We start from the raw sequence: 21,343 nt of genomic DNA, 5'->3' as shown, positions 1-21,343 counted from the left end.
CATGACGATCATTCGAACCAGCGCCGTGTCCGAACGCCTCAACGGCCACCAGTTCCTGTCGCTGCACGCTCTCGAGAGCCTGGTGGCCGTGCTGCCGGTGCGCGACGAGAACGGCATGGCGAAGATCATCCCGTTCGGTGGCGAGACGCGGAACCTGATCACGTCTCAGTCCCGTCGGCGGGCCGAACGGACGCTCGCCCGCGATCGGGCGAACGCGGGCGAGGGAGCACTCGCCGGGTACACGATGGGCATCCGTACCCGCGAATGGGCGCTGCTGACCGCGGAGTCGCTGCGAGCCCTGGGCTGGGAGGAGGAGGACGCACTGCCCGCCGCAAAGTCGGTGCTGGAAGGGGTGGGACTGAAGTTCGGGGACAAGGAGCGTACCTGCAACCTGACCAAGGTCCTGCTCTTCGCCCCCGAGGACGCCGGGGCCGAGTTGGCGAACTACATCAACGCCAACCGGGACGAGGTTCTCTCCTGGGCGGGGGATTTCGAGCAGGCACGCAAGGCCGAGCAGGCGGCGAAGGGCAAGGCCGGGAAGCGGGGCGGGAAGAAGACCGATGAGCCTCTCTTCGCCGATGAGGAGGAGACGGCGGGTGCCGGGCTCCCATCCCTCCCCCGGGCCGTACGCGCGGCCGTGCTGACGGCTCTCGCTCCCCGCGACGCCATCGACATCGCCCTTTACGGCCGCTTCCTCGCCGAGATCGCCGACTCCCCCAACGTGGACGGCGCCGTGATGACCGGCCCGGCGTTCACCGTCCACGCCGCAACCCAGATCGACGACTTCTACAGCGCAGCCGACGACTCCAAGGTCCGCCGGAAGGCCAACGCCCTCGACTACCTCGACGCGGCGGACGACGCAGGTGCTGGCATGACCGGCTACCAGTCCCTCATCTCCGGCACGTTCTACCGCCACGCCGCCCTCGACCGGGTTCAGCTGCGTGTCAACCTGATGGCCGGCGGTATGACCGCCGAAGCCGCGGACCAGGCTGCCGCCGCAGCGGAGACCCAGTTCGTGGAGGCGTTCGTCGATGCCATGCCGGGGGCCAAGAAGAACACCACCGCCTCCACCGGCTCCCTGCCGAAGCTGGTGCTCGCCTTCGACGGCAAGAGGCCGTTCAACTACTCGGCCGTCTTCGAGAACCCGATCGACGAGCAGGCCGAAGGCGGTGCGAGCCTCGCTGCTGCCGACAAGCTCCTCAGGCACCACCGCCTGGTGACCCGCAAGCGCCCTGACATCAACGGCGGCCGCGTCCTCACCTACGATCTGGACATCCAAGACCTCTTGACCCGCCTCAGCGGCGACGGTGCCCTGACTGCCACCGAGGCGGACAGCGTGGAAGAGCTGACCGCCCCATGACACAGCAACATCATGTGCTCCTGACCCGACTTGCCGGGCCGCTCCAGGCCTGGGGACTGGTCTCCCGTTTCGACCGGCGTGACACACACCTGCGGCCGACGAAGTCCGGGTTCATCGGCATGCTCGCCGCCGCTGCTGGCTACTCCAGGGACGAACCGCTCCATCCGCTCGACGAACTCCGCTTCGCCGTCCGGGTGGATCGTCCAGGTACCCCCGTCCGCGACTACCACACCGTCGGCGGCGGCCAGTACCCCCTGCGCCCGCGTGACCTGATCACCGACCACCGGCGTGCCCAGCAGGCATCCGCTCTTCTGGAGGTCGCCACCGGACCCGCCTTCGGCACCGCGACGGCCCGGGCCATCGCGGGCTGGTACGGCGCACCCAAGGGGATCGCACCCGACCCGGAGAGCGGTGCACTCCTCGCCCGGAAGGTCGGCCGTGACCCAATGATCACCAGTCGCAGCTACCTGGCGGACGCCAAATTCGTGGCCGCGGTCGAACACCCCGACCGGCACCTGCTGGAGGAACTGGCGACCGCCCTTGAACACCCCAGGCGCCTGCTCTGGCTCGGGCGCAAGAACTGCCCACCCGCGGGCGAGATCTCCGGCGGAGTACATCCGGGCCGGATCGAGGACGTCCTCGCGGCCACCGAGCTGCTCTCGCACGACTGCGTACCCCGGCCGTGGACGTGGACCGAGGTACCCGCTGGAACCAGCGGCGCCGTGTCAGTCGCCGATCAGCCAGTCAGCTTCCACACCGTGCACCGGTCCTACGCTCCCCGCTGGGAGAAGCGCGTACGGATCGAACCCGGCGAGACCATCGGATGGGACCACCTGCTGTGACCACTGCCCCTACCGACAGCGCCCGCTTCGTGACCTCCCACAGCGTCCTGCACCTCGACGCGACCCACCCGCTCGCGCAGAAAGCCATCCTCGACCCGCACGTCATGCACCGCCTGGTGATGTCAGGGTTCTACGGCTGGACCGAACCCGGAGAAGCTGACCCGCGTGCCCAGATGGGGATCCTCAACACCTGGACACTCGATCTGAAGAACAACAGCCTCGTCATCATTGTGCAGTCGCGCGTCCAACCCGACTGGTCATCCATCCCGAAGGCAGCCCTCGCCGACGAGATCGCGACCATCCCGGTCGACACCACGGTCCGCACCGGTGCCACATTCAGCTTTCGGATCGTCGTGAACCCGACCCGGGACCGCCAAATTCAATCGGCCGACGGCACCATGGTCCGCAAACGGCTGTCCGACACCACGCCCCGGCACGTCAAGGAGTGGTTCGCAGCGCGCCTGCAGCCCGCCGGAGCTGCACGTGTAGGCGCCGAAGGCGTCCGACGCATCGGCGCCGACGCAGACACCGACACCATGGCCATCCGAATGCTCCCCAAGACCGCCCTGGCCGCAAAGAACCAGGGCACCAAAATCGGCCGAGCCGAGATCAGGGGCGCACTCACCGTAACCGATCCACCCGCCCTCGTCGGCGCCCTCACCTCCGGAATCGGCCGCGCCCGCTCCTACAGCGCAGGCCTTCTCCTCATCCGCCCCGTCACCCCGCGGTAGGAAACGACAAGCACAACCACCGGACCCGTCCGACAACCAAACGGGTGCAGGACGACGCCGCTGGCGTTGTCCTGCACCCGAACCAGGTTGAGCCATTCAGTGTCAACCAACAGCAGCAACTCTGTCCCCGCGCCGTCGGGGATCAGCCACCGTCGGTATTAAGCTCGCAGGTGTCGAGCTTGCCCTCCCCGCGAGAGCGGGGGTCAGCCAGCCGCGTACATGGCCCTGGCCACCTTCGCCGAGTCTTCCCCGCAGGAGCGGGAACGAAGGAGCACCTTCACCCGCGGCTTCGTCCTCCCCGGGCAAGCGGGGGTCAGCCGTCCGCCGCGTCGAAGCCGCTGGTGACTCTGCGGCCCTCCCCGCGCGGGGGGAGTCAGCCGGTGTCCTGGCCGTCGGAGTCCGCCCGTTGTTTGTCTTCCCCACGAGAGTGGGGGTCAGCCGGGCAGCTAACACCTGCTCCTCGCCCGGATCGAGTCTTCCCTGCGGGAGAGGGGTCAGCCAGCCCGCTGTGTCCTCCCCGCGGGAGCGGGGGTCAGCCGGACGTCTACCAGGCGGACCAGCGGCTCATGGTGTCCTCCCCGCACGAGCGAGGGTCAGCCGTCGACCAGGGCCGCCAGACCCCGCGCCATGAAATCCTCCCTTCGCAAGCGGGGTTCAGCCGTAGCATGCAAGATCAAGTTCGATCTCTGCCAGATCTCCCCGCGTAGGCGCGGGTCAGCTGGGGACCCCGTCGGCGAGTTCGGACCAGCGCAGGTCTTCCCCGCGGGCGCGAGGGTCAGCCGCTGACGGCAAGCTGGCGGACTCCGCCATTGTGTCGTCCCCGCGCGAGCGGCGCTCAGCCGGTGCACCAGCACCGGAAGCGCTTCACGCGCTCGTCGTCCCTACGAGAGCGGGGGTCAGCCGATCCCACGCTCGACCGCGCAGGCGATCCAGTGGGCCCTTCCCGCGCGAGCGGGGGTCAGCCGTAGATCCGGGTGGTGCCCTGGGACATGGACCGGTCCTCCCTGTGGGAGCGGCGGGGACAGCTGACGAAGGCGGCCAGCCCACCGACAGTGCCGCCGCTCTCACGGCCTCGACTGGCGAGCCGGTACAGTTCCTCAGGCATAGCCGGTCGTGTCTCCCCGGGGCACCCGGGTGGCCACATGGGACTGTGACCGCTGACCTGACAGATGGTCAAGGAGTTGCAAAACGCTCTGAACGCTGCAGGTCGCGAAGGGTCTTCCCCGCGGGAGCGGGGGTCAGCCGGTGCCGTACGGCTTCGCCAGCGTGCCGATCGCGTCTTCCCCGCGGGAGCGGGGGTCAGCCGGTCATGAAGGCGCTGCGAGAGGACCGACTGATGTCTTCCTCGCGGGAGCGGGGGTCAGCCGGAGCGGCCCGCCGGGTGGCACGTGGTACTGAGGTCTTCCCCGCGGGAGCGGGGGTCAGCCGGCCGCCGCGCAGGGGCTGCTCGACGGCACGGAGTCTTCCCCGCGGGAGCGGGGGTCGGCCGCGGCTGCACCCCGACCTGTGGCACACCGCCGCGTCTTCCCCGCGGGAGCGGGGGTCAGCCGGCTGGCACCATCTCGGGGACGATCTCCTGGGTGTCTTCCCCGCGGGAGCGGGGGTCAGCCGAGCTCGGCGGGCACCGGACCGATCATCTTGTCGTCTTCCCCGCGTAGGTGGGGTCAGCCGTCGGTGAGGTCCACCGACCACACCGACGGAGCTGTCCGCGCGAGCGGGGGTCAGCCGCTGGACACCGCGGCATACACGGCCTTGTCGAGGTCCTCCCCGCGGGAGCAGGGGTCAGCCGACGGGCGAGGAGGCAATGTGGCTGAAGACCGCGTCCTCCCCGCGGGAGCGGGGGTCAGCCGTCGCCGAGGTTGCTGTTCACCGGCGGCTGGTGGTCCTCCCCGCGGGAGCGGGGGTCAGCCGGAGGGCACAGCAGCCGGTCTGGCCCACATGCGGTCTTCCCTCCGGAAGCGGGGGCCTGCCCGAGCCACAGACGGCCCCGTCGGTGGTAGCAAGGTCTTCCCCTGGACAGCATCGCGATACGGTCGGAGCAGACTGATGGGTGGTCAAGAACTTGCAAAGTGCTGCCAACGCTGCAGGTGGCGAAGGGTCCTCCCCGCGAAGGCGGGGGTCAGCCGGGCAGCCCGCGGGCCGCGCTGTCCATGTGCCAGTCCTCCCCGCGAAGGCGGGGGTCAGCCGAACTGGCTGCCCAGGACGCGGCCCTGGCGGCTGTCCTCCCCGCGAAGGCGGGGGTCAGCCGGCTCGTCGGTGGCGACCCGATCGAAGCGAATTGTCCTCCCCGCGAAGGCGAGGGTCAGCCGTTCCCGGAGATCTCGTAGCGGGTGGACTGGGTGTCCTCCCCGCGAAGGCGGGGGTCAGCCGCGCACCGCGGCGATGGCGTTGAGCCTGTCCATGTCCTCCCCGCGAAGGCGGGGGTCAGCCGCCCCAGGGCTGCCCGGAGACGTGCAAGTCCGCGCCCTCCCCGCGGAGGCGGGGGTCAGCCGTTCACGAGCTTGAGAGCCGTCGCGTCCTCCCCGCGAAGGCGGGGGTCAGCCGGCCGATCGAGTCGGGGCGGCCGGGTCGAACGCGTCCTCCCCGCGAAGGCGGGGGTCAGCCGGCGACCCAGTAGTTCCCGGCGGCCGCGGCGTAGCCCTCCCCGCAGGAGCGGGGGTCAGCCGCGACCCGGCCGGGGCTCAGGCCATCCCCCTCCGTCCTCCCCGCGCGGGAGCGGGGGTCAGCCGACCGGAATGACGGAGCTGGACTACTGGCTGAGGTCCTCCCCGTGGGAGCGGGGGCCAGCCGGCGCGGACGGCCACCGCGACCATGAGCACCAGGTCTTCCCCGCGGGAGGGGGGTCAGCCGGTCAGCCCGCCAGGCGCGAGCGGACGCCGGTGGTCCTCCCCGCGAAGGCTGGGGCCAGCCGTCCAGGTCGGCATACTCGTCCACGATGACGGTGTCTTCCCCGCGGAAGCGGGAGCCTGCCCGAGCCACAGACGGCCCCGTCGGTGGTAGCAGGGTCTTCCTCTGGACAGCATCGCGATACGGCGGAGGCAGACTGACGGATAGTCTGCAAAGTGCTGCCAGCGCTGCAGGTGGCGAAGGGTGCTCCCCGCGGGAGCAGGGGGGGTCAACCAGCCCGCGTACCGGCGACCGCCCTGACGACGGGGTCCTCCCCTCGTAGGCGGGGATCAGCGGGTGTGGGTGGTGCTCCCCGGGGCGGCGTCACAGTCGTCTTCGCGTAGGCGGAGGCCAGCCGAGCGCGGTGATCTGGGACCAGGTGAACCGCGCGTCCTCCAGCGCGGCGGCCCGGTAGCCGAAATGGAACATGCCGGAGGTGATCTCGCGTACCGCGGTCCGGTGGACGGCGAGGAACACCGCGGCGGCGCTACCCCGGGTGCCATCGTCGGCCCACTGGATGCTCATCCCGGTCAGGAGCCTGACGTTGCGACTGAAGGGCCGCCTGTCTGCCGCGTACGGGGTCTCCGGCGAATTCACGCAGCGGCACGGCTGGCCCCGGCATTGCCGACTGTACGGATTGAGGCGCCGAGGTACTTCCGGTAGTGGTTCTCCTTGAACCTGTAGCGCGTCCAAATCTCCTCGATCGGCTCGTGCAGGACGTTGCCGAGCGGCTGGAGGAGGTCCTTAGAGTTGTAGACGGGCCAGGCGTTGGCATCGCCGCTGGGCTCGACCACGATCATGTGACCTTCGTTATCGGGAGTCCACCAGGTGGTCAGTCGCAGTGCAGGGTTCCACTGGAGCATCGTGCGCAGCTCGGTGAGCCGGGTGAAGACGTCGGCGGCTTCGTCATCGCTGATGAACTCGTGCTGGGCAAGGTTGAGAGCGTTGCCCTTGCGGAGCGGCATGATCAGTTTCACCTTGCCCGGCGTCGAGGACGCCGGCGATCTGTTTGGCGTGCTGGAGGCCGTGGGTGGCGTTGGTGGGGGCGGCGATGATGAAGTCCTTGTCCGCGAACATGTCCACGATGTCGCCGAAGTCGCGGCGCATCAGCGGTTCGCCGCCGGACAGGAACAGGCGCTTGGTGCCCGTGAGGTTGTCGCGGATCGCCTCGAGGTGGGCCGGTGTCGGGTCGGGCATCTGGAGTGTCTCCGAGCAGAAGCTGAAGTCGAAGTCGCAGCGCTTGGTGACCTGGAGGATCACGGACAGCGGCGCGGTGGCGCTGCGTGCCAGCTCGTAGAGTCGGTTCCGGGCTCGGCGGTGAAGTGGTGGCCGGCGGTGAAGGCGAGGCCGCTGCCTACCGACTGGCTCTGCCGCGGCGGCGGGAGCGGGATACCGAGGTCGGTCATGCGCTGTTCCTTCTCTGGTGCGGATCTCCGGGTGGGCGGGTTGCCCGCCGGATCGTGGTGCTGGTTGTGCTGTGGGTCAGCCCCGGCAAGCGACGGCCCGGCCGCTTCCGGTCGTGGTCTCCGCTGAATCGCGGCGCCGTCTTCGCATCGCAGCCTGAAGCGACCGCGCTGGAGCGGTGCAAACCCGGGCTTGGCCTGGCTCACCGGCGAGTAGATGTGGTGACGCTCCGTCGGCGCCCCATGCGCCGGGCACTCGACCGGGCTCCGGCGGGCGGGAGAAGAAGGGTGATTCGCGGGGTCCCTTACACGAGATCGGCCGGCAGTCGGGCTGCGGCAAGTTCGGTGTTCAGGTCAATGATTGTGCAGTCCTGGAGCACGGCGAGCAGTTGGGTTGCGACGACCATGGGCAGCAGGTCGGTGCGTTCGTAGAGGAAGATGCCGTCACCTTGTCGGGTCGACAGTTCCTTGTCGTAGAGCCGGCCCGCGACCCCGACGGCCGCCGGCCTTCGTGCCCTGACCGCCTCGTAACCCTCTCGGAGGTGGGGGCAGAGCCGGGCCGCCAGGCCCGCACAGCGCAGGCACAGCGGCGGGTGCGCGGTCACCTCGTCCTCGGGCCACTCGGGGCCGCCCTCGTGCTGGTCGGACAGGAGGAAGAGTGTTCCTGTGCTGGTTCGGCTGGGCGGGCCGCCGCAGACCTGGCAGAGGAAGCGGCTCATGACTCTCCGTTGCCGGAGCGTGTTGACGCCGCCGAAGTCCGGCCGGCCCTTGCCGGGCCGGTGCGGGTGTCTGGCCCACAGGACCCCGCGACCGTCGCGGTCCAGCAACGGGTTCTCGTCGCTGTAGCCGATCCCGCGCGGGGTCAGGACCAGGGTGGCGGGGAGTTCGGATTCCTCGGTCCAGCTGGCGATGTACGGAACGACGCTCGACGGCCGCGCTGCCCTGGTCATCGGTCCTCACCGGGCCTTCGGTGCCGCAGGCTTGTGTGGTCGAGGCGCGGGGTAAGCAGGCGCGCCGGGGGTGCCATGGGATAGGGGTCCTTCGGGATCGTCTCGTACCTGCGGGTTCGCCGGGTCGCCGTGGTGGTGCCAGCAGGTGGTTCAGGGTGGTGTGCGGGGCCGTGGATCGCCTGGCACACAGCCCCGCTGTCCCGCCGCCGTCCGGTGTGCCGAGGACTCGTGCCGGCGGCGGGAGCCGGTTCGTCGGCGGCCGCCGCCCATTCGCGGATGCTGCCGAGCTAGGCGGAAGCGAACGCGGCCCAGGCCGTGCCGGGTGCTCGCTGTGCCAGGGGTGGCGCCGCGTCCGTGGGAGTCTGCGGCGCCACCCCGATCCGCCTTCGAGGGGGATGCGAAGGCGGAGCTTCGGAGGCCGTGGCGGCCAAGTGGTGGGCTCTGCGTACCAGCAGGGGGAATCGTTGGTCTCCCGGGAGCGCCTGGTCCTGGGCGATCTCGAACCAGACCGCTTTGCCCGCGCCGATCGGATCCCATCCCCAGCCCTTGGCGAGTGCGGCCACCAGGTGAAGGCCTCGGCCGCCGGTGCTCTCCCGGTCTCCGGTGGGCGGTTCGGGAAGCCGCAGGCTGCTGTCCACGACGGCCACGCGCAGGTGCTCGGCGCGCCAGCTCACTCGGACCTGGCACGCGGCCCCGGTGTGTACCACGGCGTTGGTGAGTACCTCGGTGAAGCACAGGAGCGCGTCCTGGACGGAGTCCCGTGTGAGGGGGAGGCGCTGGGACTCGATGTGCTGCGCGAGACGCCGACGCGCCTGCGGCACTGCTGCGATGTCGGCTTCGACCGGCCATTGGGCGCTCGCCAGCCAGCTCATCGGGAAAGGATGCCCGTCGTCGTCGTGGTGGAGGGGAACGGCCTCGGCCCGCTCTGCGTTCATCACGGCTCACCTGCCGATGTGCAGGTACGCGGGCGTGGCGACCCGGACCGTGTGGCCCAGCAGCCCGGACGCCGCGGCGACGAGTTCCCTGCGTCGCTGCCGGTCGCCGGCCGAACGCCGGGGCGTGCGGGCGGGCTGCTGATCGCGCGCTTCAGCCATTGATGATCACCTCGTAGTTGTCTCGATGCGGACAGTTACGAGTGTGTCCAACGGGAACACCCCGAACTATCAAAGTCAATTGATAGTCCGGGGCGCCCGGCCGACAGCTACATGCCCACCCAGTGGGCCAAGTTGGTCAGGGAATGGGACACGTTCCGGCGCCGGGAGACCAGGCCGCTGACCGTGTCGCGCACCTGCGGGTGGTAGCGGGTCTGCTGGGGCGCGATCTCCCGTGCCAGCAAAAGGTTGTGGAAGGCCTGCTCGGTCTTTCCGATCGCCATCTGGGCCCGGGCGACCTCCGCCACGTGGGCCGAGCGGCGCGAGGCCACCCAGCCCGCCGGGATCTCGATGGCGGCAGCGGCCGTGACCGCGGCGGCGTACTTGCCTTGGTCCGCGAGGATGCCCACGTTGTGCACCTCGACGTTGGTCGGGCCGAAGGACAGCCAGTGCACCTCCTCGGCCGAACCGGTGACGGCCGCGTAGTGCCGGGCTTCCTCGATGTGGGTGCGGGCGGCGTCCGCGTTGCCGCCGCGGGCCTCGACCACGGCGGCGCCCAGGTGGAGCTGTCCGGTCACCACATCGCGCTCACGGCCGGCGGGCGCCTGCGCCAGATATCCGAATCCGCTGCTCATCAGCCGCTGGCCCACGGTCGGCCCGCTGGTCCGCAGGTAAGCCAGCGTCCGGAAGTACTGCCGCGCCGCCGCCATCACCGGGTCGCTCCCCCGCTGCGCGGCCCACTCCAACCGGTCCAGGGCGACCATCGACAGGTCGGAGTATCCGAGCTTGCCGGTGACGTCGTACGCGGTGCGGTACGTGGACGCCAGCACCTTCCACGCGTGATCGCTGGGAGCCGCGTGTGCCGCGCTGGTGACTTCGGCGATCAGTGCGGGGAGCTGGGCGGCGACCCGCTTGAGGTCGGTCTGGCGGACCCGTGCACACATCAGTTCGGCCGCGGTGTGCAGGTCCGCCACGGGTCGGACGGGAACCTGGGGGTCGACGCCGAGGTCGTAGAGATCCAGCGCGTCCCGGATCGGCTGGATCAGCACGTCCAGCTCGTCCTGCTGGAGCTCGGCCAGGTACGGCTGCCCCGTGAGGTCTCCGGGCTGGACCTGGAGGGCGCCGCCGATGGTCGACAGGACCATCGGGCTGGCCGGGACGCGCCCCTGCTCAATCTTGGTCAGCAGGCTGTAGGAGATCCTCGCCTTTTCGGCGAGGCCGTGCTGGGTCAGGTGCCGGAGCTTACGGTAGTGCGCGATGCGCTGACCCGTGTGCTCCCAATCGGTTTGGGGCATCGTGGACTCCAATTCCTAGCATCCATCAGAAAAGCTACCGCAGTTGACAGTTCTTCATTCGGGGGGACGTTCGGTGCCCGCACGGCCGGAACTGCCGGTTCCGAGCGGTCCGACCTGCCGCTTTTCGGCACCCGCGCACACAGGGTCGGCTGGCTGCCTGTGCTCAGGGCACCGTCGGGCCGAGCAGTGCGGCCAATGCCTGGCCAGCCTCCCTCAGCTGCTGCACCTCCGTTTCACGGCGGACCGCCTCGCGATGGCAGGCCGCGCAGCGGCCGTCGTTGCGCACCGCGGGGCGTCCGCAGGCATCGGAGCAACGAGGCAGTGCGGCATCCTCGGCGTCCTGGACGCAGGCCCGGCATCGGCCGTCGAGGCGTGCGGGCTCTGCCGGGCCACGGCCGCAGGCCGCTGAGCACGGCGTTCGGCAGGCAGCGCACAGGGCGCCCGTGACCGGCACCTGGCGGCCGCAGCACCCGTACCTGCCCTGGCATTCGTGCTGGGACCGGTGCTGGATCTCCTGCTGAACGCTTCGAGGTGGTGGAACCGCCGCCGCCGGGGCGGTCACCCCATCGGCCCCGGCACCGGGCAGAGTTCCTGGGGCCTCGGGCAAGGCAGAGATCCGGTAGGCGAGGACCGCAGCGGGGTTACGGATCGGCTCGTCCTTCGGGTTCGCCGTCACGGCGGTCCGCAGTAATTCCGGGGTCCAGCCGTTGGCGAGCCGCCGGTCCAGGGCGGCGCCCTGGTCGGTCAGGGCCTTGCCAGAGACAGCGAGCTCCGGGTGGGCGGATCCGATCTCCAGCAGCAGCATCACACCGGCCGACGCGGGCGGCGCCGCCGAGTCCTCGGCGCGCCCGACCGGCGCGCCGGTGTCCCGGACCGTCTGCCGGCCTGCCTCACCGCCCTCCCCCCGTCCGTTCGCTCTGCTCGGCTCGCGCGCAGCAGGGCTGGGGAGGGACGGAGGGACGGGAGGTGATGCCGGTTCAGTTGTTGGGTTGGGGGTACTGGTTTGGGGGTCTGCAAGTGCCCCCGTGAGGGACTTGCAGTTCCCCCGCTGGTGGCTGGTAGTTCCCCCGTGGTGCGATGCGGGGGGTTCGCGACGGGGGGTCTGTGAGTTCTCCCGCTCCGGCTGCTCCGGGTCGGCGGGGTTGTGCACCGCCCGGGAGGTGCCTTTGTCGGTCCGTTCCTTCTTCGGCGGAGGAGCTGCGATCGGTGGGCGGCTCTGTGGGGTGAGTGGCTCGCGGCCCAGGCGGGCCCGTTCGAAGTTCGTGCGCTCGATGTTGCTGAACCACTCGTAGGGGATGAGCAGGTCGTAGACCACGGGGCGCCGGTCGGCACGGTAGTGCTTGACCAGTGACTGGTCGCCCTTGGCGATGAGACCGCGGCGCAGCAGGTTGCGCCAGCACCGTTTCACGGTCTCCTCGGAGACCTTGATGCGGCGGGCGATGGTCTCCTTCGACTGCCAGGTGCCGCAGCCGTCGCGGTCGGCGGTCTCGGCCATGCATCCGAGGACGGCGTACTCGTTGACGTCGGCGACCGGTGCGTCGCCACTGAGTGCCCACACCATCGGCTCCAGGCTCACGGGATCACCGTCTCAGGGGCAGGGGCGGCTTCCGGGCAGGGTGAAGCGGCGGCTGCCGGGGTCAGGCCGGCGGGCCGCAGCGCGGATGCGCTCAACGGGTTGCTCGCTTTCCCGCTGTCGCCGGTTCGGCCGGCGCCACAGGCATGGCCCCACGGGGCGGCGGGAGCGGTGTTTCTCGCGCCTGGCGGGGTTCAGCTGGTACCGTCGGATCGACAACAGCTCATTGGTTGTCTGGTGACGAGAGCGGCCCGGATCTTGGCGGATACAGGGGCCGCTTTCGTGTTTTCACGATCAGGTGGACAGCGCGGGCGACGGGCGCGCCAGCCCGTTGGAGACCAGGCGGCGCGCCCGCGATCCGGCGTCGGGTCTTCCGAGGCCGGCGGGCTCAGGACGTCAGCTCTCCTCGCCGAGGTAGACGAAGTCCGGCTTGGGGTGCATCAGGAAGTCGTGGTGCGAGATGTTCCACCCGTAGGCGCCCGTCATCGCGAAGGCCACGACGTCCCCCACCTGGATGCGGGCAGTGGGCACCTGGCGTGCGAAGACATCCTTCGGGGTGCACAGCTGGCCCACGAAGGTCACCGGTTCGCCTTCGACCGACGGCCCTGCGGCGTCCGGCATCGGCACGATGACACTGGGCTGGTTGTGCTGCTTGGTGACTGGGGTGCGCAGTTGCATGGTCCCGCCGCGCAGGACGGCGTACCACTGGCCGTGGGCCTTCTTCACGTCGAGGACCTGGGTGACGTACCAGCCGGCGTAGACGCTGACGGCCCGTCCGGGCTCGATGCGCAGCACCTCGCCGGGGGCGGCGAGGGCGGCGATCTGCTTGCCGTAGCTCGCCCAGTCGAAGACGTTCTGCGGGTCGGCGTAGTCGACGGCCATGCCGCCGCCGAGGTTGAACTCCGGCGCGCCGGCGACGCCCGTCTCGGCGAGCCACGGCCGGGCCCATCCGAGGATCTCGGCGGACTGGCGGACCATCGCGTCCGCGTCGAGGCCGGAGGCGAGGTGCGCGTGGATGCCGCGGAGCCGCACCTGCGGGGCGGATGCCAGGATGCTGCGGCATGCCTGGATGAGTTCGGGGTCCATGCCGAACGGCCCGGACATCGCGAGCGCGGCCCCGGATCGGTCGCCCGCGAGGTTGAGGCGGAGCATGACGTCGACGTCCCGGCCGGCGGTGTGCGCGAGCCGGGCGAGGCGGGTCAGCTCGTGGGGGCTCTCCACGTGGATGCGTTCCACGCCCGACTCCATGGCCAGGCTCAGCTCCTGGTCCGTCTTTCCGGGGCCGCCGAACGCCAGGCGGGCGTTCGGGAGGATGCTGCGGACGTGCTGGAGTTCGCCGCCGGAGGCCACCTCGATCCCGTCCACGAAGGGCGCGAGGGTGCGCAGGATCGGTGCCTCGGGGTTGGCCTTGGCCGCGTAGAAGATCTCGGGGGTGCCCGGGGTGAGCGCTTCCTTGATGGCTGCGGCGTGTGCGCGCAGGGCGTCCAGGTCGTAGACGAAGGCGGGCAGCCGCCCCTCCGCGGCCAGGGCGACGGAGCGGGCGGTGACGGTCTCGTTGATCATGTGATGCCTTCTCAGGTGAGCGGGAAGTCGAGCTCGATGATCAGGTAGTGCGCGGGAGCGAGCGTGGTGGTGACCTCGACGACCCGACCGTCCTCCGTGACGCCGGTGTGGACGATGTCCGTGACCGAGCGCTCCGGGCTGATCTCCAGCAGGGCCGCTTCGGACTCGCTGGGAAGCCGGCTGGGGATGATCCGCTCCCGGGCGGTCGCCTGGGGGTGGCCGAGTTCGGCCAGCGCGCTCTTGACGCCGCCGTTGATGGCGGCGGACGGCTCCTCGAGCACCGTGTCCCGGGCGATGTCCAGCGGGAACCAGCTGGCGCTGATCCGGACAGGGATTCCGCTGGCCCGCAGCCGGCGGCGGCGCACCACGCAGTTGGCCTCGCCGCGGGCGATCCCGAGAGCGTCGGCGATCTCCGCCGGAGGCTCGGCGCGCTCGACGGTGATCTCGTGCTGCGGCTCCAGACCCAGTGCCTTCACCTCACTGTCGAAGGCGCCCAGAGCTCCGTCACGCTCCCGGGCGGCCTGCGAGTAGCGCGCGGAGGAGTGGATCATGGGGGGCAGCCACGTCACGATGGTGCCCCGCCCCTGCTGCTGCCGCACAAGGCCCTCCGCGGCAAGCAGGCCGAGCGCGCGGTTGGCCAGGCTGCGGGATGCGCCGTACCTCTGCGCGAGCTCGGACTCGGGCGGCAGCAGGCTGGCAGGGGGGTAGGCGCCGGCCAGGATTTCCTTTCGGATCGCGGCAGCGATCTCCCGGTAGCCCGTCTTCTGCGGCAGATGCACCAGGTGCCTCCTTCTTCAGCTGATCGAACGGTGTGGGCCCATCGTAGCCCAAGATGCCAAACGTTTGGCATTGCTTGACTTCGCGAGCGGGCCTCGCCATATTGGAGATGCCAAACGTTTGGCATCTTGCCTGAGGCAGTGTCAGCCTCGGTCGGGAGTACGGCTCCAGACGTCCTGGACACGTCCGACACCGATTCGCACCAGCGCCTCAACGCAGTGAGGAGTTGATCCACAATGCCCTGCACGGCCGATCGCGCCATGCCGCCGGGCACCGCCACCGAGGAACCCGGCCCGTTACTCCTTCAGGATCGCCACGAACAGCACCACCCCTCGATGGCGCAACGACAGACGGCAGAGCAGGTACGGGAGATCGCGGGGCGGGCGCAGGCTCTGCACCAGGCGATCCACACCCAGACCATCGACCAGATCCGCGCAACCTGCCGGTCGGCGGCCGCCGACTGGCACGCCCGCAACGCCCGGACCGGCCAGGAACCGTCCCGATGAACGTCATCAAGTCCGCAATCGCCGAGCTCAACCGGCAGACCGAGGCGAACATGCGGTCGGCCGCCGAGGCCGGCCGGGCCGCCGACCAGGCACGCCGGGAGGCGGAACGGCTCCTCCAGGCGCGGCAGACGCAGCAGCTGGAGCGGCAGGCCTGGTGGGGACCCCGCGTCCCCCTGAACTCGGCTCCAGCGGCTCGAGTTCGCCCCACAGCCTCACCCGCTGGGCCCCGCCCGGGCCGCAGAGTCAGCCCGCCTCGCCCCGATCAGGACGGGTGATGCCCCGCCTGTTCGCCGCCGGACGGATCGTGGCGCGGCAGGCTCCGAGCGTCACCGTCAGCCCTGAAGCCATCGGCCTGTTCGGGGAGCCACAGCCGAAGCCCGGCCCCGACGCCGCCGCCTACCGTCGCGTTCGCGCTGGCAATCGGCGCTCCAAGACCGACCACACGTAGTGCGGCCCGAGATCGGGCTGCGCGCCCGCGACTCACACCACCTGGCATGACCCTGACCATCCTGTGCCGCCACCCCGGGTGTCTGCAGCGCAGGTCCGCCCTACCCAGGGGGCTCTGAGCCATTCCCTCCGCTGTTCCACCGCCGCCGTCCGAAAGGCCGTGCACATGTCGCTCGACACCGCGTTCTTCGCGTTTTTCGCCACCAGCGCCGCCACGTCGTTCTGGCTTCTCGTGGCAATAGGCGTCAGCCGATCGGAGGCCACCGATGTCTGACAACTCCACTCTGCACACCGGAGGTGACCACCTGCCCACCACCCCCGGAGTACCATCCCACCCCCCGTCCGACGTCACCTCGCCGGGAAGGCCCGAGGTGCTGGACGGCTTCTGGACCAAGCCGGGCACCGCGCGCGACACCGAGGGACTCGCGGACCTCGCACAGGAGCTGCGGCAGGCTCGCCTGGACGCCGCGATCCCGCTCAAGGCGGACGACGCGGACCACCTGATCGACTGGCCGCGCGTCCGACGCGCCACTGTCCGTCTCAAGAACGCCGTGCAGGCCTGGCCCAACACGGCTGCGGCTGCCTTCACCCTGGCGGGACCGGCCTGGCTGTGGCGCGGCGTCGTCGAAAGCTGCTCGTCGGCGTTCGCCCCGGCGGCAGACGTCGCCGACCCGGGCCTGTGCCTCGGCCTGATGACGTTCGCCGGCGTCATGGTCGTCGGCCGCTGGGTGCGGGGCGTCAAGCTCCTGCGCCCGCTCGTGCGGCTGGCGGCGTGGTCGGTCGTGATCGGCACCCTCTCCTTCGCGCCGGCCCGCGTCTGGGCCTTCACCCTGCTGTCCGCCATCTTCAAGGAGCTCTTCCAGTGAGCCTGACCAGCATCGAGATCACACACACGGTCACCCGGGCCGGATCCGCCACCGGATTCGCCGCGTTCGTCGGCACCTGGGCGTTCCTGTTCTTCAAGCACAAGCGGAAGTTCAGCGCGCTGAGGAAGAAGAAGTACCTCGTCCCGTACGCCTGGGGACTGGGCGTGATGACCCTGGCCTCCGCGTGCGAGGGCGGCCTGCTCGGCCTGGTGTCCGGCTTCAGCACCGGCGGCGGCAACCAGGCCGGCGACCTGGCCAGCCGCGGCATGGTCGGCGGTGGCGGAGGTGCGGTCGCCGTCGCCCAGCACGGCCAACTCACGTTCAGCGGCAGCTGGATCGCACTGATCCTGTTCGGCCTCGCGGTCACGTTCTGCTGGTTCGCCAAGAACATGGGCGAGCGCGCCCTGATGATCTCCGGCGCGTTCTCCGGCGCCACCTGGGGCCTGTCCATCTCCCTGGGCGGTCTCGCCGCTTTCACCGGCGTCCCCCTGTCCAACTGGCTCGGCTCACTGATCATCGGCTGACATCCCGGTCTGCGGCTTCGCGCCGACCCATTCCCACCTCAATTCCCGGGGTGCGGCGCAGCCGAGACGGCCACACCGACCGGAGCCGCCTCTCACCCACGATCACCTTGATCCCGGAGACCCTCATGACCACAAGCGACCCCCGAACCACCACGACGGCCGCGAAGGGCGAAGCCGTACTCCAGCCGCCCGACCCCGTCAGCGAGAACACCCGCGCCGACGAGAGGACCGGGCCGCATGATGCGACGAAGCCGAACCCCGTCAAGTCCTGGGTCACCACCCAGACCAGGCGCACCGGCGACGGCGCCCGGATGATCGGCTCTTGGCTCGCCCACTGGAGTTCCACCGCCGACCAGTCCGGCGAGGAGATCCGCCGCCGACTGGTCGCCGATCAACTGGAGGCTTTCGTCGAGCGCCGCGATGAGGTTGCCGAGGCGTTGGCAAAGGCGATGTGGAAGGTCGTACGTCTGGAGGAGGAAGCCGCCGACGGCGGCCTCACCCAGGCCCAGCGCAGCGACCTGACCCTCACCCGTGAGACCTTGCGGCGGCTGGAGAAGACTCTGCACGGCATGACAAAGGTGCCGTTCAGCGCAGTGCAGCCCACCGGAAAGCAGATCGCCCGGGCCCGCAGCCTGGGCCGGCTACGCCGAGGCGCGCTGCTGGTCGCCGGGGCCACCGCCGCCGTCATCGGTGCGGTTCATGCACCGAACGCCGGTGTGCTGGGTCTGGTGGCTGCCACCGCGCTGGCGTGGTGGACGGGCTCTCATCCGCCGCGCCTGACCCACCGTCCGATCCCTGTGGACCTGTTGCGGCCGGAACTCGACCCTCCGGCCGAGCTGCTGACCGCCGATCCACTGCCGACCGAAGCTAACGGCGTCAACGATGCGGCCCAGGAGCTGTTCCCCGGCGACAGCGGCGAACCGTTCCCGATCATCGGGGTGGAAGATCCCCAAATCGCCACAGCATCCATTCTGCGGGCCCTGAAAGCCGAGGGCATGGCGGTCGGTCAGGTCACCGGTGTCTCCCGGGAGCGGTGGGGTTGGCGGGCGGTGGCCCACCTCACCAAGGGCAAGCCGGCCGGGCTGGTCGCCAAGCTGGCCGACCTGGACGTGTTGCTCGGCGTGGGCCAGGGCGCGGTCATGGCCCAGCCACAGAGGAGTGCTGCCGGATCAGTGGTCCTGCGGATTATCACGGCGGACCCCTTCGACCCGATGCCGCCGCACCCCGTGTACCCACCGCGTTCCAACAGCATCAAGAAGCCGATGGCCCTGGGGCCGTCGATGGACGGCACGCCCACGGAGGTCACCCTCGCGGGACAGAACATCCTGGTCATCGCCTCCCCCGGCGGCGGCAAGTCCGCGATCGTCCGGAACATGGTCGACTACGTCACCAGCTGCACCGACGCGGTGGCCTGGGACATCGACCCCACCGGGCGCGGGTTCGGCCCGCTGCGCCGATTGGCCGCCCGCCGGGCCTACACGGAGGAGGACATCGATCGGGCCCTGGACGACGCCATCAGCCACGCCGAGTCCCGCGCCCGGTCGATGGGTGACGACGTCGACAACTGGCCGGTCACGGACGACTCCCCCGCCGGGTTCGTCTTCGTCGACGAGCACCCCCAGCTGACGCCCAAACAGAAGGCCAAGGTCATCAAGCTGGTGCGGATCGGCCGCAAGGCCCGTTGGACCGTGGTCCTGGTCTCGCAGGACGCCACCGCCGACGTCGTGGGCGACGCCGTCGCCGACGCCTTCGGCATCCGGGTCCTGCTGCCCTGCCGCAAGGCCGACGTCCCGCTGGTCGTCGGCTCCGACACGGCGATCTCCGAGGGCTGGATGCCGCACCGGCTCACCCCGTCACCCGGCGACTGGGACCCCGCCGACGCCGGATGCTTCTATATCGTCGCGCCGGGCCTTGCCGACCCGGTCCTGCGCAAGGCCACGCACCTGGACGCCGCGGGAGCCACCCAGCGGGCCACCGAACGCCTCGCCGCAGGCCTGCCCATCGTTGACCAGGCCACCGCGGGCGGGGACGCCTCCGTGACCGCGGCACCGGAGATCCTCACCGTCCTGCGCGCCGCCTTCGCTGCGGAAGCCGCCACCTGCCTGACACTCGGTCAGCTCCACTCCTACCTGCTCGACGACGACCCGCAGCGGTGGGGGCGATGGGAGGACAGGTCCGAACAGGACCGGCTGCGGGAGATCGGCAAGGCCCTCAGTGCCGACCTTCGCCGCGCCGGGATCAGCCTGCCCACCATTCGCCTGGACGAACTGGACGGCAGTCCCCGAGGGATCCGCCGAGACGCCCTTGAGGCCGTGAACCGGCACTTCGGGTGAACGACATGGCACCGGTTCCTGATCGACGGACCCGCCGATCAGGAACCGATGCGGGCCGATCGGCAGCCATTGCTCGAACCAATGCTGACCTGCGGAATCCGTTCCAGCCGATCAGATCAGCACTCCCCCGATTGCAGCCCTGGTCAGCCGTCCAAGGCCGGACCGCCCTCTGTGCGCACCCGGTCAGCCGGACCTACAACCGTTGCCCGACGCCGCTGCGAGGCGCGAGGCGCGAGGAGAACCACTCGATGATCCCGACCAGGACGATGTCAACCCAGCGCCCCACGCTTCCCGGCGACCCCGCCCCGGGCGAGCCGACAACATCCCAAACGGCGGCCGCCAAGACTTCCCTCAAGACCAGAACCGAGGCGGCGCATTCGACCAACCTTGTGAACCCCGAGGCCGACCCGGCCCGCGCTGGCGCCCACGACCGCGTAGCAGAAATCACCGGCCAGGCAGAGGACGACGACACCGCGCTCCGGCTCCGCGTCGGCGCCGAGGCCTACCACCACCTCCCGGAGAGCCGACGGGGCTCCGCCAAGCTCGATGGCGACGTCGATGAGGCCGGCACCCACGTCGGCGACGACTCTGCCGGGCGGATCCTCACGGCCCGGACCGAGGTCGACCGACTCCCGAAGGCTCTCACCGACCAAGCCGGCGGAAAGCTCGCCGACCGGGTGCGCCGTGACGCTCCGACCAGAGCCGACGCCGCCTTCGCGCAAGCCGGCTCAGACGTCCAGATCATCCACACCGCAGCCACCGACCGGGCCAAGGAGATCCTCGCGCAGGCCGAGGAGTTTCGGGCCTACCTGGAGGAGACGGCTCATATCTACGCCGACGGCATCCGTGCAGACGCCGAGGACCAGGCCCGCCAGGTGCGCGAGCGATCAGAGGCCGAAGCCCTGGAAGTCCTGGAGCAGGGCGCCCGCCAGGCCGCCGCCGCCCGCCAGCGCGGCCAGGAGTCCGTCGAGCGACTCCGGAAGGAGGCCGAAGCAGCCGTTGCCGAGCAATCCCGGCTCGCCCGAGCGGCTCGGGGCAGGGCCGAGGCGGACGCCGAGCGCACCGTCCAATCGGCCAACCGCGAGGCCCAGCGGATCAGGGCGGAGGCCGACGCCCTCACCGCCGAGGCCCTTCAGCAGGTCCGTGAGGCCGAGGCCAAGGCCGCCGAGCTGCGCGCCGAGCAGGAACGTCGCGAGCAGGCCGAGACTGACCGTCGCCGCGGAGGGATCGGTGCTGCGTGGCGCCGAGGCCAGGAGAAGGTCCCCGCGCTTCTGCGAACAACCGTGCTGGCCGCGGGAATCGCCTACACCGCCCAACGCGAGCACCAGCTCGCGGCGATGGCCGGGGCCAACAGCCTGCTCGCCTGGCTACTCGCGGTGTGCGTGGACGCCTGGGTACTCGCCGCTGCCCGCAGCAAGGTCCACCGGGAGATGCTCATAGCACTTGGAGTGATGCTCCTTTGCCAGGTCGGGGCAATCCTGGCCGACCTGCACATGCTCGGCACCGAACAGAACTGTGACGGACAGTGGCGGATCCACTGGGGCGTCGCAGTCCCGCTCGCCATGGTCGTGCCTGTCGTGATCTGGCGCGTGCACGCGCTCATGGACCACGCCACGGACGCTCACGGTAAGCACCCCCTCGAGGATGACCGACAGCCCACGCTCACCGACGTGCCCGGCTGCGAGGAGGAGAGCCCCGTCTCGCGCTCAACCGGCAAAACCGGACCTCTGCCCGCCGCGCATGGCGTGCTGCTTCCCGCACAGTCCGCTCACGAGGCACGCACAGCCGAGCAGACGACCCCCGCAGGTGGCGGGACCGGAAGCGCTCACCCCACACCCCAGCCATGGAACGGAGCGCTCGCCCACGCCCACGGCAGACCGCCGATGAGCGACGCTGCGCTCATGCTCGCCCGCAAGGCGGCAGTGCGCCCGCTCTACGACGCGCTCCACCGCCGCCCGAAGGCGAGCGAGATCCACGCGGCGCTCACCGCCCACAACCTGCTCACCGGTACCGAGCAGCAGACCCGCTCCACCTGCCAGCGCGTGCGCGACGCGATCGAGGCAGACGAGCCGACGCTCAAGCGCACGGTTGACTCTGCGTAGCCGGCGAGTCCCAGGGAACCGTCGACGAAGTGGAGCCACTCTTCGTTCCCTCGCCGCAAGCGGCCCGCAGTCGAGGATGCCACCGGAGGCGCTC

General features: G+C 70.4%; 19 protein-coding genes and 1 CRISPR repeat array. Of the genes, 9 read left to right on the top strand and 10 right to left on the bottom strand.

The window, feature by feature from the left end; translation table 11 throughout:
* Position 1 precedes the first annotated feature (1 nt).
* Genes AC2TEW_RS25750 through cas6e form a run of 3 tightly spaced genes read left to right on the top strand, consistent with a single transcriptional unit; the run spans position 2 to position 2,933 of the window.
* Complete coding sequence (locus AC2TEW_RS25750; protein WP_484625729.1) at positions 2–1,360, top strand: type I-E CRISPR-associated protein Cas7/Cse4/CasC; 1,359 nt, start codon at positions 2–4, stop codon at positions 1,358–1,360.
* Entirely contained in the window at positions 1,357–2,202 is an 846-nt protein-coding gene (gene cas5e / locus AC2TEW_RS25745; RefSeq protein WP_484625728.1) for a type I-E CRISPR-associated protein Cas5/CasD, read from the top strand. Before AC2TEW_RS25750 ends, cas5e begins: the two co-directional genes overlap by 4 nt.
* A complete protein-coding gene (gene cas6e / locus AC2TEW_RS25740; RefSeq protein WP_484625727.1) occupies positions 2,199–2,933 on the top strand; it encodes a type I-E CRISPR-associated protein Cas6/Cse3/CasE in 735 nt (244 codons plus the stop codon). The genes cas5e and cas6e overlap by 4 nt, the downstream gene beginning before the upstream one ends.
* A 1,215-nt stretch (positions 2,934–4,148) precedes the next feature.
* A CRISPR array of direct repeats spans positions 4,149–4,544; the repeat unit is 29 nt.
* 1,599 nt (positions 4,545–6,143) lie between these two features.
* On the opposite strand, the gene AC2TEW_RS25735 is transcribed toward cas6e, so the two are convergent.
* From AC2TEW_RS25735 to AC2TEW_RS25690, 10 genes are all read right to left on the bottom strand, one after another.
* Entirely contained in the window at positions 6,144–6,344 is a 201-nt protein-coding gene (locus AC2TEW_RS25735; protein ID WP_484625726.1) for a hypothetical protein, read from the bottom strand.
* 68 nt (positions 6,345–6,412) lie between these two features.
* Positions 6,413–6,784 (bottom strand): hypothetical protein, encoded by a 372-nt coding sequence (locus AC2TEW_RS25730; RefSeq protein ID WP_484625725.1) that lies wholly within the window; start codon positions 6,782–6,784, stop codon positions 6,413–6,415.
* Positions 6,726–7,079, bottom strand: coding sequence for a hypothetical protein (locus AC2TEW_RS25725; protein WP_484625724.1), 354 nt, complete (start codon positions 7,077–7,079; stop codon positions 6,726–6,728). Before AC2TEW_RS25725 ends, AC2TEW_RS25730 begins: the two co-directional genes overlap by 59 nt.
* A gap of 448 nt (positions 7,080–7,527) precedes the next feature.
* A complete protein-coding gene (locus AC2TEW_RS25720) occupies positions 7,528–8,172 on the bottom strand; it encodes a hypothetical protein (protein WP_484625723.1) in 645 nt (214 codons plus the stop codon).
* A 287-nt stretch (positions 8,173–8,459) separates the two neighbouring features.
* On the bottom strand, positions 8,460–9,107 hold the full coding sequence (locus AC2TEW_RS25715) for an ATP-binding protein (protein WP_484625807.1): 648 nt from the start codon (positions 9,105–9,107) through the stop codon (positions 8,460–8,462).
* Between the two features lie 6 nt (positions 9,108–9,113).
* Positions 9,114–9,266: a hypothetical protein gene (locus AC2TEW_RS25710; RefSeq protein ID WP_484625722.1), complete on the bottom strand. Its 153-nt coding sequence runs from the start codon at positions 9,264–9,266 to the stop codon at positions 9,114–9,116.
* A gap of 107 nt (positions 9,267–9,373) precedes the next feature.
* Complete coding sequence (locus AC2TEW_RS25705; protein WP_484625721.1) at positions 9,374–10,558, bottom strand: helix-turn-helix domain-containing protein; 1,185 nt, start codon at positions 10,556–10,558, stop codon at positions 9,374–9,376.
* 163 nt (positions 10,559–10,721) lie between these two features.
* Positions 10,722–12,134 carry a hypothetical protein gene (locus AC2TEW_RS25700; protein WP_484625720.1) on the bottom strand — a complete coding sequence of 471 codons (1,413 nt, stop codon included), beginning with the start codon at positions 12,132–12,134 and terminating at the stop codon, positions 10,722–10,724.
* A gap of 393 nt (positions 12,135–12,527) precedes the next feature.
* Positions 12,528–13,694: a type III PLP-dependent enzyme gene (locus tag AC2TEW_RS25695; protein ID WP_484625719.1), complete on the bottom strand. Its 1,167-nt coding sequence runs from the start codon at positions 13,692–13,694 to the stop codon at positions 12,528–12,530.
* Between the two features lie 11 nt (positions 13,695–13,705).
* On the bottom strand, positions 13,706–14,473 hold the full coding sequence (locus AC2TEW_RS25690) for a GntR family transcriptional regulator (protein ID WP_484625718.1): 768 nt from the start codon (positions 14,471–14,473) through the stop codon (positions 13,706–13,708).
* 333 nt (positions 14,474–14,806) lie between these two features.
* Here AC2TEW_RS25690 and AC2TEW_RS25685 point away from each other — a divergent pair, with 333 nt between their 5' ends.
* The 6 genes from AC2TEW_RS25685 (at position 14,807) to AC2TEW_RS25660 (ending at position 21,249) form a co-directional block, all read left to right on the top strand.
* The gene (locus AC2TEW_RS25685; protein WP_484625717.1) at positions 14,807–14,977 is read left to right on the top strand and encodes a hypothetical protein; all 171 of its coding nucleotides are present in this window, start codon (positions 14,807–14,809) and stop codon (positions 14,975–14,977) included.
* Positions 14,978–15,251: 274 nt separating this feature from the next.
* Complete coding sequence (locus tag AC2TEW_RS25680) at positions 15,252–15,425, top strand: hypothetical protein (RefSeq protein WP_484625716.1); 174 nt, start codon at positions 15,252–15,254, stop codon at positions 15,423–15,425.
* A gap of 265 nt (positions 15,426–15,690) precedes the next feature.
* Positions 15,691–16,290, top strand: a complete 600-nt coding sequence (locus AC2TEW_RS25675; RefSeq protein ID WP_484625715.1) for a hypothetical protein — start codon at positions 15,691–15,693, stop codon at positions 16,288–16,290.
* Positions 16,287–16,814: a hypothetical protein gene (locus tag AC2TEW_RS25670; RefSeq protein WP_484625714.1), complete on the top strand. Its 528-nt coding sequence runs from the start codon at positions 16,287–16,289 to the stop codon at positions 16,812–16,814. The genes AC2TEW_RS25675 and AC2TEW_RS25670 overlap by 4 nt, the downstream gene beginning before the upstream one ends.
* 125 nt (positions 16,815–16,939) lie before the next feature.
* A complete protein-coding gene (locus AC2TEW_RS25665) occupies positions 16,940–19,147 on the top strand; it encodes a hypothetical protein (RefSeq protein ID WP_484625713.1) in 2,208 nt (735 codons plus the stop codon).
* A 248-nt stretch (positions 19,148–19,395) separates the two neighbouring features.
* On the top strand, positions 19,396–21,249 hold the full coding sequence (locus tag AC2TEW_RS25660; RefSeq protein WP_484625712.1) for a hypothetical protein: 1,854 nt from the start codon (positions 19,396–19,398) through the stop codon (positions 21,247–21,249).
* Positions 21,250–21,343 lie beyond the last annotated feature (94 nt).

The sequence above is a fragment of the Kitasatospora sp. NEAU-CNBT7 genome, assembly GCF_057220535.1.
Note: the sequence above shows the minus strand (reverse complement) of the source record. Positions and strands in the feature narration are given on the sequence as shown.